Genomic DNA, 17,766 nt, shown 5'->3' with positions numbered 1-17,766 from the left:
CGCCATATGCCAACATGACTGACATGTCGACTGAACGCTTCGAAGTGAGCAGAGAGATCGCCGCGCCGCCGGAGAAGGTGTTCGCGCTGCTCTGCGACCCCGCCGGCCATGTGCTGATCGACAGCTCCGGCATGCTCCAGTCGGCCGAGGGCGACCCGGTGCGCAAGGCGGGCGACGAGTTCGTCGTCCACATGGACCGCGAGTCGCTCAACGACTACCCGATGGGCAAGTACGACGTCACCGTCATCATCACCGAGTTCGAGCAGGACGCCCACATCCAGTGGACGATCCACGGCGCGATCCGCCCCCCGCTCCGCCATCTCTACGGCTACCGCCTGGAGCCCGCCGAGACCGGCACCCGGGTGACGTCCTACTACGACTGGAGCGAGATCGACGAGGCGTACCGCGACAAGGGCGTCTTCCCCGTGATCCCCGAAGCGGGCCTCCGCGCCACCCTCGGCATCCTCGCCAGAAACGTCGAATAGCCCGGCGGCGGGGTACCGGCCGGCCGCCGAGTCCTCCGGACGGCCGACCGTCCCTGCCGCGCGGTCTTGCCGCGACCGACGGCGGATCAGTACATTCTGAGACTTTCGACATCGAATGTGCGGGAGCCGCTGCTGCAGGATGAACCGCGCGGGGCCGAGCACGTCGTCTTCATCCCCACCCATCCCCGGTCCGGGGACGACCCCGCGCTGCCCGCGCTCCGTCTCCTCGAGGACGACCGGCTGGGGCTGCTCACCTACACCTCCCTCCCGCTGCGCGTCGCGGGTTGCGGGTTGCGGCGAAGAGCAGCCCTGGGTCGCGATACGAGTACAGGTCCCGGAGGGCCTCGAACCGCTGCGGCAGTCCGTCGGCGCGGACGAGACCCTCTGGGACGTCAGGGTGCCCCCGGAGCTCAGACACCGGCAGGAGAATCCGTGAGCGGATACACCATCGACCACGCGGCCGCCCAGAAGATCGTCCAGAGGCTGACCGGCGCCGCGGACGACCTCAACGACAAGGCGGGCGGCGCGCCTCCCCCGCCCGACGCGGGCGTCTCCACCGGGCCGCTCGCGAGCGTGCCGGCCGCGCTCACCGAATCACTAGGCGAGACCGTCGAAGGCATCGACCGCTGCGCCGCCGGGGTCGTCGCCAACGGGGACGCTTACCTCAAGGCGGAGATCACCAACACCGTGGAGCCCTGGAGAGCCGTGCCGTGACGCTCGACACCGAGATCAAAGGCGACCCGGACACCCTGCAGAAGACCGCGGACTGGCTGAACAGGACCGCCCGCGACGGGCCAGACCATCCGCGACGTCACTGCCGCGCGCAACACGCCAACCACCGGGTGGGACGGGCCCGCGTCCTCCGGCTTCCGCGAGACCATGGCCACCGTCAGCAAAGGCGTCACGGCCACCTCGGACGGGCTGGAGCCGACCGGACGGGCCCTGGACCACCTCTCGGCAACGCTCGCCGGCTGCGAGAAGGAGATGCGGAACGCCCGCGACATAGCCGCGAGGGCGGGCCTTCGCCTGACGCCGACCACGATCGAGCCACCCGGCCCCCGCCCGCCCCGCCGGTCCAGGTCCCGGCCAACCTCTACCCCGACACGAAGAACCCGGGAAAGATCGCCCTCACCGGCCCCTGGACCAGGGAGATGTACCAGAAGGTCAACGACTACAACGAGGCCGTCGACGTCTACCAGGGCCAGGTCAAGGCCTACCTCCAGGCAGCGAAGATCGTCAAGGACTGCCGGAGGAAGGGGAAGGAAGGCCAGAACATCTTTCTGGACTTCATCGACTCCCTGAACGCCGGCAAGTGGTTCGCCCTCGGCCATCTGACGATCGGCGCCGTCGACGTGGCGTACAAGCGCATCAACAAGTTCCAGAAGCTGGCCCTGGATTTCCGCAAGCTGGAGCAGTCCCGCCTGCAGCGGATTCCAAGCCCCCGCTTCTACAACGGACCCAAACGCTGGTATTTCAGCACCACGGCGGCCAGAGCCGCGGCCAAAGCCGCCAAGTACGAGGAGAAGAACAACACCGCTCTCTCCAGGTTCCTCAACAGGCCGCCCGACACGGTCGAACATTCTGTCGACAGCGATCTCTTGGAGGAGTCGCTGGGCAGGAAGCCCCGCCTGGGCGGAGCGGCCCCGATCGCCCGGGGCGTGCCCATCGCGGGGTGGGGGCTCACCGGCCTGTCGGTCTACAACGACATCGACAACGGCAAGGATCCGACGCGGGCGGTCGTCACCAACGTCGGCGGAACGCTTCTGGGCGGCGCCGCCGCCGGAGCGACCGCCGGCGCGATCGGTGGTCCCCTCGGCGCCGGAACGGGCGCCGTCGTGGGAGTGGGGATCGGCATCGTCACCACCTTCAGTATCGACCAGGCCTGGGATCCGGTCGCCGACAAGATCGGGGACACCCGGGACGCCTTCGTCAACGGCATGATGGGCATCTCCAGGTGGGGAGTCAGGTGACGGACCGGCATTCGCCGCCGCCCAGGCCCGACCCGGTCACCGGGCTGCCCCGGCCTCCGCTGATCCCGCCGGCCGTCCCGTCCGCGTACATCCGGCGCCGCCCTACCGACCCCGACACCAGGCCCCCCGCCCTCCAGAAGGCCGGGGTCCCGCCCTCGAATGGATCGCCCGCTCCTGGGAAGGCCGCCCCCTCGCCCTCCTCATCACCTTCGCCATCGGCGTCGGCTACCTCACCCTCGAAAACGAGGGCATCGCCTGGATGGGCCGCCTGAACATGTGGGCAGCCGTCATCATCATGGCCATCACCGTCGTACTGCTGCAGTTCCTCGCGGACGGCCGGGTGAGCGCGGGCGCCGACTGGTACCGCCACGGCTCCCAGTGGGTGAGCACCTACGACCTGACCAAGGTGATGCTCGGCCGCGGCTACTCCGAACGCACCCTCACCCTCGCCGACGGCCAGGGCCGCGAAGTCTCCTCCCGCCTCTCGACCCTGCAGGCCGATCCCGAACTGTGGAGCCTCGTCTACAACGGCATCCTGCACTCCGTCCACCACGGAGACGCCGAGATAGACGACTTCACCTACAACTGGCTCGCCCTGGGGGACCACATCCCAGAACCTCCGCAGCTCACCCACCGCCGCCGCCTGGGCGGCTTCCGCCAACCGTACTGACTCCGCCCGGAGCGCTCGGAACGATGACCCGTTACCGCCTCTTGGTGGACAATCCTCGGTATGCGGTTCGGGATTCTCGGGGCGGTGGAAGTCCGGGACGGACAGGGCACGTCCATCTCCGTCGGCGGGCCGCGGGTGCGGGCGCTGCTCGCGCTGCTGCTCCTCAACGCGGGCAGGGTCGTCTCGCCGGAATCCCTGATCGACGGCATGTACGGGGACGAACCTCCCTCAGGGGCGGGGAACGCGCTTCAGTCCCAGGTGTCGCGGTTGCGCCGGGCCCTGAAGGGGATCGCCGAGGTCGAGCTGTCGTCCGCGGGGTACCGACTGGCCGTCGATCCACAGGCTGTGGACGCGCACCGGTTCCTGCGGCTCGCCGCCGAGGCTGCCGGACGGGAGCCGGCGGACAGGACGGCACTGCTGGACGAAGCGCTCGGACTGTGGCGCGGCGAGGTGCTGGCCGACGTGCCCGAGGCGCGAGGGCGGGCCGTGCGGTTCGAGGAGGCCCGGATGGCGGCGATCGAGGACCGGGCGGCGGCGCGACTGGAGCTCGGCGCGCATCGGGAGCTGGTCGCGCCGTTGCGGGAACTCGTCGAAGCCCACCCCTTGCGGGAACGGCCGCGGGCGCTGCTGATGCGCGCCCTGTACGGCTCCGGCCGGCAGAGCGAGGCGCTGGAGCTGTACGAGCAGACACGGCGGACGCTCGCCGACGAGCTGGGCGCCGACCCTTCGGCCGAAGTGTCGGACGTCCACCTGGCGATCCTGCGCGGCGAGCCGGAGAGCGCGGCGGAGCCGGAGCTCGTCAGGCCGAGGCTCCCCGCGCAGTTCACCAGCTTCGTCGGACGGGACGAGGACCTCGTCCGGGTGGCCTCCCTGCTGGAGGGGACACGGCTGGTCACTCTGGTCGGACCGGGTGGGGCGGGCAAGACGCGGCTGGCGATCGAGGCCGGGGCACGGACCGATGGCACGTTCGTGGACTTCGCGGCGATCACGGCCGGAGAGGGGCAGAACGTCCTGGCCCGTGCGGTGCTGGGGGCGCTCGGGCTGCGGGAGGCGGGCGTCCTGCCGTCCGGGGAACGGCTCGAACCCGTCGCAAGGCTCGCGACGGCGCTGGGCGGACGCCCGACGCTGCTGATCCTCGACAACTGCGAGCACGTCATCGACGCCGCCGCCGCGCTGGCCCGGCGGCTGCTGGCGGCCTGCCCGGGGCTGCGCGTCCTGGCCACCAGCCGGGAGGCGCTCGGGATCACCGGCGAGACACTCTGGCCGGTGCGGCAGCTGGGCGTCCCGGACGCGCGGGCGACGCTGGTGGAGGCCGTCGCCGCCCCGGCCGTCCGGCTCTTCGCCGACCGCGCGTCGGCCGTGTCCCCGGGCTTCCAGGTCACCGCGGCCAACCTGGAGGACGTCATCCGGATCTGCGAGGCCCTCGACGGCCAGCCGCTGGCCATCGAACTCGCGGCGGCACGGCTGCGCACGCTGACCGTCCAGGAGGTCGCCGACCGGCTGGGCGACAGGTTCCGGCTCCTGTCACGCGGAGACCGCACGCAGAACCCTCGCCATCAGACGCTGCGCGCCGTCGTCGAGTGGAGCTGGGACCTCCTCGGCCCCGACGAGCAGCGCCTGGCCCGCCGTCTCAGCGTCTTCACCGGCGGGTTCACCGCCGAGGCCGCCCGGGAGATCTGCGGCGGCGACGAGGACCTTCTGCTCGACCTCGCCGACAGGTCGCTGGTGCAGCGCACCCCTTCCGGCCGTTACCGCATGCTTCAGACGATCTTCGCTTACTGCGCGGAGAAGCTCGAAGAGGCCGGTGAGGAGCAGAGACCGCGCCGGGCGCACGCCGAGTACTTCCTGAACCTGGCCGGGGAGGCCGACTCCCACCTGCGCGGGGCCGAGCAGGTCACCTGGCTGGAACGCCTCGACCCCGACCAGGAGAACCTGCACGCCGCCCTGCGCTGGGCCCTCGACCACGACACCGTCCTGGCGTTGCGGCTCATCGGCGTCCTGGCGTCCTACTGGTGGCTGCGCGGGATCCGCGGCGAAGGCTCCGAAGCCGGGCTGCGGCTGCTCGACGCGCTCGGCGGGACGCCCCTGCCGAACTTCGACGAGGAGTACGTCGTCGCCGTGGCGCTCGTGTCGCTCGGCGCCCGGGAGGTGCCCCACCTGCCGGCCCTGGTGGCGCGCGGCGAGGAGATCCTCGACGCCATCGACCGGCCGCTGCGGCAGCCCTACCTGCTGGCGATGTGGGCGCTGGCCGCCGGTCCCCCTGCGCCCTCCGCGGGCGTCGAAGAGGTCATGGCCAGGCGTGGAGTCCAGTTCTTCAGCCATCCGTGGAACGAGGCGCTGGTCGAGATGGGCAGCGCCTACCTGAACCTGTTCAGGGGGCGGCCCGACCTCGCCGAACCGCATCTGAGCCACGCCCTGGCCGGTTTCCGCGGGGTCGGCGAGCGCTGGGGCATGACCCAGACGCTCGACGCGCTGGCGAGCGTCGCCGAACAGGCCGGGGACCCCCTCCGCGCCCTGGCCCTGCTGGACGAGGCCCTCGTCCTGGTCCGCGAGCTGGGCTCCCTGGCCGACACCGCCGAGATCCTCCAGCGCCGCGGCGACGTCCTCACCGGCCTCGACCGCCTCGACGAGGCCCGCTCCTCCTATCTTTCGGCCGACTCCCTGGCCCGCCGCGTCGGCGCCCAGGGCACCCTCGTCGCCGTCCACTGCGGCCTGGGCGACCTGGCCCGCCTGGAAGGCGGCCTCGACCTGGCGACCTCCCACTACGAACGAGCCCTGGCCGAGTGCCCGCCCCGCTGGTACGCCTCGGAGGTCCGCGCCCGCGGCCTCTTCGGCCTGGCCCAGGTCGCCCGCGACCGCGGCGACGGCGCCACCGCCCGCGCCCACGCCACCCGGGCCGCCGACGCCCTCCGCGACCATCCCATGGGCCGCCTCCTCTCCGAGAAGACGAAAGCCCTGCTGGCGGCCCTCACGGCCGAAACCCCTCCGAGCCCGGGATGACGGGCCGGAAGGGGCGACCGGAGAACGCGCCCCGCGACTTTCGCGTTCGGCTTTCCTCCTCCTCCCACCGCCGTCGCGGCATGTCACAATTCGGTCCGGGAGGGGGGCGCCGGTGAGCGGAGGACTGGAGTTCGGGGTGCTCGGCGCGCTCGAGGTGCTGCGAAGCGGGGTGCCGGTGTCCCTGCCGAGCCGGGCGCAACGCGCGTTGCTGGCCAGGCTGCTGCTGGCCGGAGGCCAGGTCGTGAACGCCGAAGACCTGGTGGACGCCGTATGGGAGGAGCCGCCCCAGCGGGCACGGCACGCCCTGCACACGAACGTGTCACGGCTGCGGTCCCGGCTCGGCGACGGTCTCCTGGTCACCCGGCCGCCCGGCTACCTGCTGGACGTCCGGCCGGAAGCCGTCGACGCCGTCCGGTTCGAGAAGGGGCTTCGACAGGCCGAAGGGCTGCTGGACGAGGCCCCCGCGGAGGCGTTGCGGCTCCTCGACGAGGTCCTCGGCCTGTGGCGCGGCCCCGCGTACGCCGAGTTCGCCGGTTCCTTCGCGCAGGGACCGGCGGTGCGGCTCGACGAGTTGCGGTTGTCGGCGCGGGAGACCCGCTGTGAGGCGGCCCTCGGTGCCGGGCTGATCGACCGAGCCCTGGCCGAGCTGCGCGAACTGGCCTCCGCCCACCCGCTCCGGGAGAGGCCGCACGGGCTGCTCATGCGGGCGTCGTACCTCGCGGGCCGCCAGAGCGAGGCGCTGGAGATCTACCGCTCGCTGCGCGAACGCCTCCTGGACGAACTCGGCCTGGAGCCCTCGCCGGAGCTGGAGCGGCTGCACGAACGGCTGCTCCGCCAGGAGCTCACGGGCCCCGCTCCGTCTCCGCAAGCGCCCCGCGGCCGGGTCCCCGCCCCGCCTTCGACCGCGCTGATCGGCCGGACGTCCGAGTTGAACGAGCTGCGAGAGCTGCTGAAGGAGTCCCGGATCGTCACGCTGGTCGGGCCGGGCGGGGTGGGCAAGACCAGGCTGGCCGGAGAGGCCACCGCCGACGGGACGGCCTGCTGGATCGACTTGACGCCCGTCGGCGACCCGGAGGACGTCCCGCCGACCTTCGCCGACGCGCTGGGCCTGCCCGAACCGGTGAGCGGTACCGTCGCCGACCTGCTGGTGAGCTCCCTGCGGTCCAGGCGGCTGCTCCTCGTCGTCGACAACTGCGAGCACGTCATCGACGCGGTCGCCGAGCTGCTCGACCGGATCGTCCGGTGCTGCCCGCAGATCGCCGTCCTGGCCACGAGCCGTGAGCTCCTCTCCGTCGAGGACGAGCGGGTCCTCACCGTGCCGCCGCTGGAGGAGGAGGCGGTGACGCTGTTCGGGGAGCGGCTGCGCGCCTCCGGCGGCCCCGAACTGCGCGACGAGGACATCCCTCTCGCGGCCGAACTGTGCGCCCGGCTCGACGGGCTGCCGCTGGCCATCGAGCTGGCCGCGGCACGGGCCCGCAGCCTCGGCCTGGCGACGGTCGCCGACCGGCCCGCCCTCGACCTGCTCAGCGGCGGCAGGCGCACGAGCCGGATCCACCACCGGAGCCTGCGAGCCGTCCTCGACTGGTCGTTCGCGCTGCTCGGCCCGGCCGAACGCGTCCTGCTGCGGCGGCTCGCGGTGTTCGCCGGCGAGTTCCGGCTGGCCGACGCCGAAGCCGTCTGCGCCGACGGTCTCCTGTCCGCCGCCCGGATCCCGGACGCGCTGGCCGGGCTGTCCGACAAGTCGATGATCGCCAGCCCGGCGGGCGACCGGTACCGGCTTCTGGACACCGTGCGCGCGTACGGCGCCGAGCTGCTCGCCGCGCACGGAGAGGATCTCCGGCTGGCCGCGGAACACACCCGGCACCAGATCGACCTGCTCCGGCAGGCGCCTTACGCCGAGCTCGGCGAGGCCCGCCCGAGCGAGCTGCGAGCGGCCCTGCGGTGGACCTGCGCGCACAACGCCGACCTGGCCGTCCGGCTGGCGGCGGCTCTGGGACCCTACGCGCTCTACCACATGCGGTTCGAGTTCCAGGAGTGGGCGGAACGCGCCGCGCAGCTGCCGGGCGCGGCGGGGCACCCGCTGCTGGGGGTGGCGTTGAGCTCGGCGGCCTGGGGCGCCTGGGGGCGCGGCGACTTCACCCGGGCGCGGGATCTGGCCCGGCGCGGGGTCTCGGCGGGGCCGCGGGAAATCCCCCCGTTCGAGGCTCTGCTCGTCCTCAGCGACGTGGCGCTCCTGGAAGGGCGGTTCGACGACTGCGTCGCGCACTGCGCCGAGGCGTCGCGGATCCTCGACCCCGGCGACCTGCCGAGCCGTGCCGGGCTCCTGTGCCTCCAGGCGCTCGGGCTCTCCTACCGGGGCGACGTCGAGGACGCGCTGGCCACCGCCGCCGAGGGCCTGGCCGTCGCCGAACGCCTGGGGTCGCCGATCCTGCGGGCGTACGCGTCGTACGCGATGGGCGAGGTGCGGCTGTGGAACGACCCGGAGACGGCCTTGGCCCATCTGGACGAGGCCCGCGCCCTGGCGCGCGAGGCCGGCGCCCTGCTGGTCGAGGGCCTGGCGATCGTGTCGTCGGTGACGCTGCGCAGCAGGCTGCGCCCGGACCCGAAGACGGCCCTGCCCGCCTACCGCGAGGTCGTCGAGCACTGGCGGCGCATCGGTAACCACGCCCAGCAGTGGGTCACCCTGCGCAACCTCATCCCGCTACTCGTCCGCGCGGGCCGAGACGAGGCCGCCTGTTGCCTGCACGGCGGCCTGGCGGCCTCTCCGGTCGGACTCCCGCACGCTCCCGACCCCGAGGCGGTCGCCCTGACCGAGGCCATGGCCGCCGCGGAGGAGCGGCTGGGCGCGGACGCCGCCCGCCGCGCCCGCGCCCGCGGCGAGATCCGCTCCCTGGACGACCTGGTCGCGCTCGCCCTGACCGCGACGGCCTCCTCGTGAACGCCGAAGCCCCTCCGGGCCCGCTGGTCGCGGTCCGGAGAGGCCGGTAGGGAAGGCTCAGGAGCAGCCGGGGGTGTTGTCGGACTGCCACTTCCAGGTCTTGTTCGCGTTGCAGGGCAGAGTGACCTGGCCGGCGAGCCAGTTCAGGATCGGGCCCTGGTCGACACGGATGTAGCGGGCCGGGTTGACTCCGCAGGAGCCCTTGATGGCGGACTGCACGCCCATCTGGATGTAGCCGGCGTGGTCGGAGTGGACCGAACCCGTGTAGACGGCGGTGCTGCCCATGGCGGGGCCGCCCCGGTCCGCCCCGCACGGGCCCTGGCCGGACAGGTCCTGGCCGCCGAAGGCGATGTTGTAGGTGCGGTCCCAGTTGGCCGCGCCCCAGCGGTTCTCCGCCCAGCCGTGGTCGCGCATCCGGGTGTTCTGCGCCCGGAGCTTGGTGGCCGGCACACCGCCGTCCATCTGGCCCCAGCCGAACAACGTCGCGTCCTTCCAGGTCTCACCGACGCCGTCGTAGTCGTTGTAGATGCCGGGGGCTCCGATCCTGATGACCGGACGGTCGGTGACCGAGGCGTTCAGCCTCAGCAGCGCCACGTCGTACCGCTTGGCGGCCTCGGCGTCCTGGGAGGCCGGCCGGTACGACGGGTGCTTGACGGTCTGGATGACCACGCGGGTGACGGCGTTGGTGAGCGGGTCGGACGGGTTCGCGCGGTTGTGCCAGCCGATCACGGCCGTGGTGCTGGAAGGCACCACGGAGTCGGCGCACAGCGCGGAGGTGAGCACCCAGGAGGGGTTGACGAGGGTGCCGGTGCAGCCGTTCTCCGTCCGCACGATGGAGCGGGCCTGGCTGGTCGACGCGTCGTAGGACGTGCCGATGAGGGCCTCGGCGGGAGCGGTGGCCGCCAGCGGCAGGGCACCGAACCCGGCCGCGGCGGCGAGCATGCACACCTTGCTGCGGAGGGACCAACGGGAGGACATCGTTTCTCCTCGACTCGGGAAGGCACCGGTTCAGGTGCCACGTCGAAGATGCCGGGGCGTTCTCTCACCCGGCTCGCCGCGAACTGTCAGCCCCCTCGCACGCCGCTCGCGGACGCCGGGAGCAGGCCCGGCCCGGAAACGCACTTGATGAAGAACCGTCCCTGAATTCTTCGGAGACCGTTTCATATCCGCCGGGTCCCGGGCGTCGCACACTGTGGTTCCCTTCGGTTCCAGGAGTGGGAGACCGTGCCACGAAAAACGCTTTTCCCGGGCAGGGCCGCCCGTCAGGCGAGAGAACGCACCAGCGAAGGCCAGACGCGGTGAAGCTCGCGTTCCCAATAGGGCCAGCTGTGCGTGCCGTCGCGGTACAGGTGCGTCGTCACCGGGATGCGGTGGGCGCGCAGGCGGCGCAGGAACGGCCGGATGGTGGACCGGACGAGCGGTTCGGCCAGGTTGGCGGCGCTCCAGGGCTCGCCCGGGGCGTCCAGGGGGCCCGGCCTGCCGGTGAGGCCGCAGGACAGGAACAGTCCCGTGCCGCGCAGGCCCGCCGCCAGGTGCAGGGGGTCGCAGGCCCGCCAGTACCGGTCGTGGACGAGCGGGAGGCCCCACATGTCCAGCGGGTTGACGCGGCCCGCGACGCCGGTGGCGGCCAGCAGCGTCAGCGAGGCGAGCGGGGAGCGGATCGTGCACGGGCCGCTCAGCGCCGCCGCGTAACGGAAGACGCCCGGGTTGCTCGCGGCGCTCAGCAGGGCCCCGTACCCGCCGCCGGAGACGCCCGCGACCGCGCGGACCTCCGCGGCCCCGTACCTCTCGCGCATCAGCTCGAACAGGTCGCGGACGTGGAAGGTCTGCCACTGCGGGCCGCGCCGCCAGTCGGTGTAGCCGCCCGCCCTTCCCCCGTCGGGCATCACGATCAGCACGTCGTCGTCGCGGCTGAGCTCCACCACGTCGGTGTGCCTGATCCAGGACGAGGAGTCGTCGAGGCCGCCGTGGTGCAGGGTCAGCAGCGGCCATGCCCTCGTGGTCCTCGCGGCCCTTGTGCTCCCCGTACCGCCGGCCGGCCACGACCGGGGCAGCAGCACGTGGACGGACAGCTCCTGCGGGCCGATCGCGTCCGCCCGGACGGTCAGCCTCAGCAGCCGGTCGCCCAGCCGCTCCTCATCGAGAATCTTGACGCTCATGGCGGTGCATCATGCCGCCCCGACCTTCGCGTTCCTTTATCCCTGAACAACTAATTCAAGGCCATTTTCCACCCTTTTCTCACGGGCGGACGATGCCTTATCTCAGGCTGCGAAAAAACTGCTGGAAAGAAGGGTTCACATGGTGTGGTTCCTCTGTCTCGTCGCCGTCTGCGTGAGCGGCAACGCCCTGCGCCTGCGCCGCCGGCTGCGCGGACTGCGCCGGCTGGAGCCCGCGGGGCCCTCGAAGAACACGGAGAGCACGGAGACCGCCGGGGGGAGGCGCGAGTACGGCCTGCTCACCGCGACCGGGGTCGAGGTCCCCGACGGGGTGCGGCGGGCCGCCGAGGCGCACGCCCGGAAGCACGGGCTGGGCATGCTCGACCTGCTGCCCGCCGACCTGCCCGTGGACGAGGCCCTGGACCTGGCCCGCCACCTGGACTTCGAGGCCTATCGCCGGGACCGCTTCGGCATGGGCCGGGGAGCGTGCTACGCCCTCCTGGCCGACCGCGACGCGATCGCCGCCGCCCGCGTCGAGCCGTCCTCCGGTCTGGACCCGGATGAGCTCGGCGAGGCGACCGCCAGGCTGCGGCTCCACACCGGCACCGCCGACATCCTGGTCGCCGACCTCCCCGGCCTTCCCCGCCCGCGCGGCCGGGACCGCATGGAGTTCCGCCGCTCCCGGCTGCGCGCCCTCGCTCTGGTCGTCCCGCAGACCTTGGCCCTCCCCCAGACGCTCGCGGCGGCCTCGGCCGGCCACGCCCTGGTCCTGGCCGGGCTGCTCCTCGCCCCGCCCGCCGGGCTAGCGCTGGCCGTCCTGTACTGCCTGACCCCCTACCTGGTCTTCGCCGGAACCCGGGTCAGCCCCCGCGACCTGCACCAGGTCGCCGCCCTGCGCCTCGTCCACACCCCGTGGTCGGTCTGGCGGACCCTGACGGCCCCGCGGACACGCTGGGAACGCCGCATGATCGCCGAACGCGAGGCGGCCCGCGCATGGTACCGATCCGAGATCGACCTGGGCGTCGAGCGCTTCCTCGGCCCGCGGGTCGAGACCTGCCCCTGGTGCGGCTCCGACCGGCTCTCGCGCCACGTCGTCGCCCGCGACATCCTGCAGGGCAAGCCGGGAAGGTTCCCCCTGGACCGATGCGGACGCTGCGGCCACGTCTTCCAGAACCCGAGGGTCACCCCCAAAGGCCTGGCCTTCTACTACAAGGACGTCTACGACGGGCTCGGCGACGTGCTGGCCGAACGCATCCTCAGCTCCAACACCCCCTGGTACACGGCCCGCGTCGCCATGGTCTCCCGGTTCGCCCGGCCGAGGGCGTGGCTGGACGTCGGCACCGGGAAGGCCCATTTCTGCCGGGTGGCGCGCACCCTGCTCCCCGACGTCCGGTTCGACGGGCTCGACTTCGGCGCCGCGGTGGAGGAGGGCGCCGCCCGGGGCTGGATCGGCCGGGCCTACCGAGGCGAGTTCCGCTCCCTCTCCGACGACCTCGCCGACCGCTACGACGTGATCAGCATGCACCACTACCTGGAGCACACCGCGGACCCGCTCGCCGAGCTCGACACCGCCGCCAAGGTCCTGCTCCCCGGCGGCCACCTCCTCATCGAACTGCCCGACCCCGAGTCCCGGTTCGCCCGCTTCCTGCGCGGCTTCTGGGTGCCGTGGCTGGCCCCCCAGCACCTGCACATGATCCCCATCGGCAACCTGAAGGAGGCCTTGGAGCAACGCGGCCTGGAGGTCCTCGCCGAGGAGCGCCGCGAGGCCGACCAGGGCCCCGACTTCGTCACGTCCGCGGCGGCCGTCCTCAACCGGCTCGGCCTCGACGTCGACCGCCCCTGGTGGCCGCGCGTCCCCGGCCGCGCCGAATACGCCAGGGTCTCGGCGACGCTGCTCCTCGCCGCCCCGCTCATGGCCCTGGCCCTCCTCGCCGACCTGCTCACCCTTCCCCTTGCCCGCCGCGACAGCAACGCCTACCGCGTCCTGGCCCGCAAGCCCACCGGGTGAGGGGCCGACCGGGCACGAACACCGCCCGCCGGCCCGCTCCTCGTGAAAGGCGGTCAGACCGCGTCGAGCCGGTAGAACCGCCAGACGTCGTGCTCGATCGGCAGTTCCGCGAAGCCGCCGTATCCGGCCTCGGCCGCGTACTCCCGGACGGTCCCCGCCCGCAGCACCGTCCCCGCCTCGACGGCGGTGCCCTCGGCGCGGGTCGCGGGCAGGCAGTGCAGGACGCTGCAGCCGTAGTTGAGGCGTTCCATCAGGTCCCCGACCGCGCCGTAACCGTCGGCGACCCGCTGGTCCCCGATCAGGACGGCCCCGCCGGGGGCCAGCAGCCCGCGCGCCGTCCGCAGCACCGCGACCGGGTCGGCCATGTCGTGCAATGCCTGGAAGAGGCAGACCAGGTCGTAGCTCCCGGCGGCCGTCCTGACGATCTCCGCGGCGTCGCCGTGCCGGAACGTGACCCGCCCGTCGAGGCCGCGTGTGAGGGCGTGTTCCCCGGCCTCCTTCACCGACCGCTCGTCCAGGTCGATGCCGTCCACGAGGGCCCCGGGGAACGCCTCGGCCAGCGCGATCGACGACCAGCCGGTGCCGCAGCCCAGGTCGAGGATCCGGCCGGCGCCTCCGGCCAGCCGCTCCCGCACGTCCGGCAGCGTCGCGACCCACTCGGCGGCGAAGGTCAGGAAGTCGGCCCGGTTGAGCCCGCCGATCCCGTGCCGGGCGCCCTCTCCATAGGCGGAGAACGGCACGCCCCCGCCGCTGCGGAAGGCCCCGGCGACCCGCGGCGTCGCCTCGGCCATCGACAGCGCGAATCCCGGCAGCGTCCCCATGTAGTACGGGCTGTCGGCGTCGAGCAGCACCGTGGCGGGCCCCTCGCCCAACGAGAACCGCCGCGCGTACGGGTCCTCATGGTCCTCGGCGATCTCGACCATCCCGGCCACGCCCTGCTGCTCCAGCCACTCCCGCGCGTACCTGGGATGCACCCCGGCCCGTTCGGCCAGCGTCCTGGCGTCCGCCGCCCCCTCGGCCAGCGCCTCGTACAGCCCCAGCCGCACCCCCAGCCACGCGCTCGCCAGCTCGGTCAGCGCGACCGCGTCGCCCAGCATCTTCCCGACGGTCTCCTCGGCGTTCATCTTCCTTCTCCTCGTCTCGGCGTCCTTGTCTCCCCAGATTCGGACCCCTCCCTCTCACCCGGCTCGCACCCCGCTCACACCTCGCCGCCGCCCGCAGCCGTGATCCCGGTCCGCGATGTGCGGGCCGGGATCACGGCGTGTGAGGGCGGTCAGACCATGACGGCGGTGACGGGCGGGGCGGCCAGGGAGCGGCGGGTGGTGAGGAGGGTGGCGGCGAAGGTGACGGCGGCGGTGAAGACGACGGCCGTCAGGTAGACGAAGGGGTCGAGGTCGGGGATCCAGGAGCCGGTGCGGGCGTAGGAGAAGGGCACGATGGTGACCAGGGAGGCGAGGGTGCCGAAGAGCACGCCGGTGGCGGTGACCGTCAGTGTCTCCAGGGCGACCATCGTCTGAACCTGGGAGGTGGTGGCGCCCGCCAGGCGGTACTGGGCGAACTCGCGGGAGCGGGCCGTCGTCGAGGCGACCAGGGTGTTGATCAGCATGATGCACAGGAACAGAGCGATCATTCCGGTGACGACGTAGTTGAGCGTCTCGACGGCCCGCTGGCCTTCCTCGGGTATCAGGCCGGCGGACGCCTCGCTGTCCAGTTCCTGCATGTAGAGGGTGCCGACGCCCGCGCCGATGAACAGCACGACCGGGATCAGCGCGGCGGCGAGCGACGCGGTGCGGGCCCGCAGGGCCTCGCGGGTCAGCGCGCCCATCGTGCCGAAACCCGGCAGCGGGAGCCTACGGACGATCACCGGCGCGAAGCAGGCGAGCCCGAGCGCGAACAGGATGTCGGCCGCGCCCGCGTACTGCTGGGCTTCGATGCCCGTGCCCTTCCCGAGCGTGACGGTCAGCACCGCCTGGGTGGCGGCCCCGGCGAAGAAAAGCAGCCCGAAGCCGGTGCGCAGGCCGCCCAGCCTGGCCGGGGCGGCCGTGGGCTCCAGCAGCGACTCGGTCACCCGCATCCGGACGGCGCGGCGGGCCGTGATGAGCGAGGCGCCCACCGCGGACAGGAGCGTGATCCCGAAACCCTGCCCGAGGGCGACGGCGCCGAAGGCGTGCTCGATCCCCGGCGCGATCTGGCCGCTGTCCTGCAGCAGCCCCAGCACCACGCGCCCGCACGCCGCCCCGAGCGGGACGGCCAGGGCCGCTCCGGCGAGCGCCAGCACCAGCACCTCGGCGAGGATCATCCGGGTGAGCTGCCCGGGGACCGCTCCGGCGCTCTTCAGCAGCGCGATCTCCTTCGCCCGCTGCCGGACGCCCAGGGTGGCGGTCGAGGTCACCGCGAAGGCCACCAGCAGCAGGCTCCAGCCGCCGACGACGCCGCCCATGATGACCAGGGTCTCCTCGCTCGCCGGGTCGACGCCCTCGCCGAGCGCCGTGTCGATGAGCGACCCGAACGTCATGACCAGGGCCGCGCCGAGGAACAGCGCGAAGAACGCGGCGGCGAAGGCGGCGGTGCGGTGCCGCAGCGAGGACAGCGCCAGCGAGAACATCTCAGGCCCCCTTCTGGACGAGTTCGTCGCCCAGACGGGTCAGCCGCTCGGCGACGGCCTCCGCGGTCGGGTCGATCATGCCGCCGACGATCTGCCCGTCCGCCAGGAACAGCACGGAGTCGGCGTACGACGCGGCGACCGGGTCGTGCGTGACCATCACGAGTGTCCGGCCGTGCGCCCGCACCGCCTGCTGGAGCAGCGCCAGGACGGCCCGCGCGCTGCGGGTGTCGAGCGCCCCGGTCGGCTCGTCCGCGAAGACCACCGACGGTGAGGTGACCAGCGCCCGCGCGATCGCCACCCGCTGCTGCTGCCCGCCCGACAGCTCCTGCGGCCGGTGCGACAGCCGCTCCCCCAGCCCGACCTGGCGGAGGATCTCCGCCGCTCTCCTCTCGTCGACCTTCCTGCCGGCCAGCTTCAACGGCAGCGTCACGTTCTGCAGGACGGTCAGCGCGGGCAGCAGGTTGAACTGCTGGAATACGAACCCGATGTGCTCCCGGCGGAACTTCGTCAGCTCCGTCTCGCTCCCGGCCATCTCCCTCCCCGCCACGAAGACCCGTCCCGCGGTGGGCCGGTCCAACCCCGCCGCACACTGCAGCAGCGTCGACTTCCCCGACCCGGACGGCCCCATGACCGCGGTGAACGTCCCCGCCGGCAGGCTCAGCGAGACCCCCGCCAGCGCGGTCACGTGATTGTCGGCGGTGTCAGCGTCGCCGTGCACCTTGCGGACTCCTTCGAGCCGCAGCGCCTCTGTGTTCGTCATGCCCCGACTCTCGGGCCCGCCGCTGACCGTCCCCGCACCGTCCGCTGACGGCATCCGGTCAGCGGACGGTGCGGGAGCCGGAAGGCCGGGCCTGTCAGGAGCCGAAGACGATCTCCACGCGGCGGTTCTCGGCACGGCCCTGGGGATTGTCCTTGCCGTCGACCTCGTTGGGGGCGACGGGGCGGGCCTCGCCGTAGCCGCGCGCGGTGAGGCCGGTGACGCCGAGCCGGACGAGTTCGTCCTTGACGGCGTCCGCGCGGCGCCGGGAGAGCCTGAGGTTGTAGGCGGGTGCGCCCAGGGAGTCGGTGAACCCGGCGATCCGGACCTTGTTCCCCTTCAGCCGCTCCGCCAGCCGGGCGAGGTGGGTCTCGGCCGCAGGGGTGAGCGTGGCCGAGTCGAACTCGAACAGCACGTCCGAGCTGATCTGGATCTTGGTGCCGTCGTCCGTCTTCTCCTCTTCTTCGAGGGGGACCACCGACCCTTCGAGGATGATCGTCCGCTCGGCGGGCGCCACGTCGCGCGTCTCGGGCGCCAGCGTGCGGACCGAGGACTCTGGGTCGGGCACGAGCGGCTCGGCGACGGCCGCGCCGGACGACGCCACGAGCAGCAGTGCTGCGACGAACAGCCGTCTCATCGGCTGATCGGCACGTTGCGGAACGGCGGGAAGTCACCGAAGTGCACGTCGATGGACTTCACGTTCTCGGGCGGCGCGGCGAAGGTGTACTGCAGCGTGTTCGGCTGATTGAGGTTGTAGTTCACGTTCCCCGCGCCGAGGGCGGCCCCCTCGGAGTCCTTGACGACCAAGTAGCGCTTGAGGTTGACCGGGTCCACCAGGGTGGCCTCCGGGACGTAATACCCGAAGTACAAGAAGGCGCCCATCGAGGTCTTATCCGGATGATGCGGGGTCAACGACAACGCGAGGTTCGCCAGTCTCCCTCTCGCTGTGAGGCTCACCACCGCGAGTTCGATCTTGCCAGAGGGCCCGTCGAACGTGGCCCGCGCGAGCGCCTTGCCCGGGTCGGCCACCGCCACGTCGCCCCGGGGGACGTCCGCCCCGCTCTTGGGCGGGGCGTCATCGCCCCCGCCTCCCCCGCTGCATCCCGCCACCAGCGCCATCGAACACACCAGGACTCTGCATCTCATGTCCTCCAGAGATGCCAGAAAACAGCGCTCC

At 72.5% G+C, this 17,766-nt stretch carries 14 protein-coding genes; 7 read left to right on the top strand and 7 right to left on the bottom strand.

Features of this window, described 5'->3' with window-relative positions; translation table 11 throughout:
* Nucleotides 1–23: 23 nt before the first annotated feature.
* The 6 genes from ABGB12_RS20575 (at nt 24) to ABGB12_RS20550 (ending at nt 9,063) form a co-directional block, all read left to right on the top strand.
* Nucleotides 24–485, top strand: a complete 462-nt coding sequence (locus ABGB12_RS20575; RefSeq protein WP_347680256.1) for an SRPBCC family protein — start codon at nt 24–26, stop codon at nt 483–485.
* A gap of 432 nt (nt 486–917) precedes the next feature.
* On the top strand, nt 918–1,199 hold the full coding sequence (locus tag ABGB12_RS20570) for a hypothetical protein (RefSeq protein WP_347680254.1): 282 nt from the start codon (nt 918–920) through the stop codon (nt 1,197–1,199).
* On the top strand, nt 1,196–2,455 hold the full coding sequence (locus ABGB12_RS20565; protein WP_347680252.1) for a hypothetical protein: 1,260 nt from the start codon (nt 1,196–1,198) through the stop codon (nt 2,453–2,455). Before ABGB12_RS20570 ends, ABGB12_RS20565 begins: the two co-directional genes overlap by 4 nt.
* A 259-nt stretch (nt 2,456–2,714) precedes the next feature.
* Nucleotides 2,715–3,125, top strand: coding sequence for a hypothetical protein (locus tag ABGB12_RS20560; protein WP_347680250.1), 411 nt, complete (start codon nt 2,715–2,717; stop codon nt 3,123–3,125).
* Between the two features lie 60 nt (nt 3,126–3,185).
* Nucleotides 3,186–6,125, top strand: a complete 2,940-nt coding sequence (locus tag ABGB12_RS20555; protein ID WP_347680248.1) for a BTAD domain-containing putative transcriptional regulator — start codon at nt 3,186–3,188, stop codon at nt 6,123–6,125.
* A 112-nt stretch (nt 6,126–6,237) separates the two neighbouring features.
* Entirely contained in the window at nt 6,238–9,063 is a 2,826-nt protein-coding gene (locus ABGB12_RS20550) for a BTAD domain-containing putative transcriptional regulator (RefSeq protein ID WP_347680246.1), read from the top strand.
* Between the two features lie 57 nt (nt 9,064–9,120).
* Here the strand turns inward: ABGB12_RS20550 and ABGB12_RS20545 are convergent, their stop codons facing one another.
* Both ABGB12_RS20545 and ABGB12_RS20540 read right to left on the bottom strand, forming a co-directional pair.
* The gene (locus ABGB12_RS20545; RefSeq protein WP_347680244.1) at nt 9,121–10,041 is read right to left on the bottom strand and encodes a trypsin-like serine protease; all 921 of its coding nucleotides are present in this window, start codon (nt 10,039–10,041) and stop codon (nt 9,121–9,123) included.
* A 284-nt stretch (nt 10,042–10,325) separates the two neighbouring features.
* Nucleotides 10,326–11,222 carry an alpha/beta hydrolase family protein gene (locus ABGB12_RS20540; protein WP_347680242.1) on the bottom strand — a complete coding sequence of 299 codons (897 nt, stop codon included), beginning with the start codon at nt 11,220–11,222 and terminating at the stop codon, nt 10,326–10,328.
* Between the two features lie 139 nt (nt 11,223–11,361).
* Between ABGB12_RS20540 and ABGB12_RS20535 the strand changes: the two genes are divergently transcribed.
* The gene (locus ABGB12_RS20535; protein ID WP_347680240.1) at nt 11,362–13,227 is read left to right on the top strand and encodes a methyltransferase domain-containing protein; all 1,866 of its coding nucleotides are present in this window, start codon (nt 11,362–11,364) and stop codon (nt 13,225–13,227) included.
* 53 nt (nt 13,228–13,280) lie between these two features.
* On the opposite strand, the gene ABGB12_RS20530 is transcribed toward ABGB12_RS20535, so the two are convergent.
* The 5 genes from ABGB12_RS20530 to ABGB12_RS20510 all read right to left on the bottom strand — a co-directional run bounded on the left by ABGB12_RS20530 (nt 13,281) and on the right by ABGB12_RS20510 (nt 17,735).
* Complete coding sequence (locus ABGB12_RS20530) at nt 13,281–14,351, bottom strand: class I SAM-dependent methyltransferase (protein WP_347680238.1); 1,071 nt, start codon at nt 14,349–14,351, stop codon at nt 13,281–13,283.
* Between the two features lie 149 nt (nt 14,352–14,500).
* Nucleotides 14,501–15,832, bottom strand: a complete 1,332-nt coding sequence (locus ABGB12_RS20525; RefSeq protein WP_347680236.1) for an FtsX-like permease family protein — start codon at nt 15,830–15,832, stop codon at nt 14,501–14,503.
* Nucleotide 15,833: 1 nt separating this feature from the next.
* On the bottom strand, nt 15,834–16,592 hold the full coding sequence (locus tag ABGB12_RS20520) for an ABC transporter ATP-binding protein (protein ID WP_347680234.1): 759 nt from the start codon (nt 16,590–16,592) through the stop codon (nt 15,834–15,836).
* A gap of 94 nt (nt 16,593–16,686) precedes the next feature.
* On the bottom strand, nt 16,687–17,226 hold the full coding sequence (locus tag ABGB12_RS20515; RefSeq protein WP_347680232.1) for an OmpA family protein: 540 nt from the start codon (nt 17,224–17,226) through the stop codon (nt 16,687–16,689).
* Nucleotides 17,223–17,735 carry a hypothetical protein gene (locus tag ABGB12_RS20510; protein ID WP_347680230.1) on the bottom strand — a complete coding sequence of 171 codons (513 nt, stop codon included), beginning with the start codon at nt 17,733–17,735 and terminating at the stop codon, nt 17,223–17,225. The genes ABGB12_RS20515 and ABGB12_RS20510 overlap by 4 nt, the downstream gene beginning before the upstream one ends.
* Nucleotides 17,736–17,766: the final 31 nt, after the last annotated feature.

This window comes from Actinocorallia sp. B10E7, assembly GCF_039871655.1.
Lineage (GTDB): Bacteria > Actinomycetota > Actinomycetes > Streptosporangiales > Streptosporangiaceae > Actinocorallia.
Note: the sequence above shows the minus strand (reverse complement) of the source record. Positions and strands in the feature narration are given on the sequence as shown.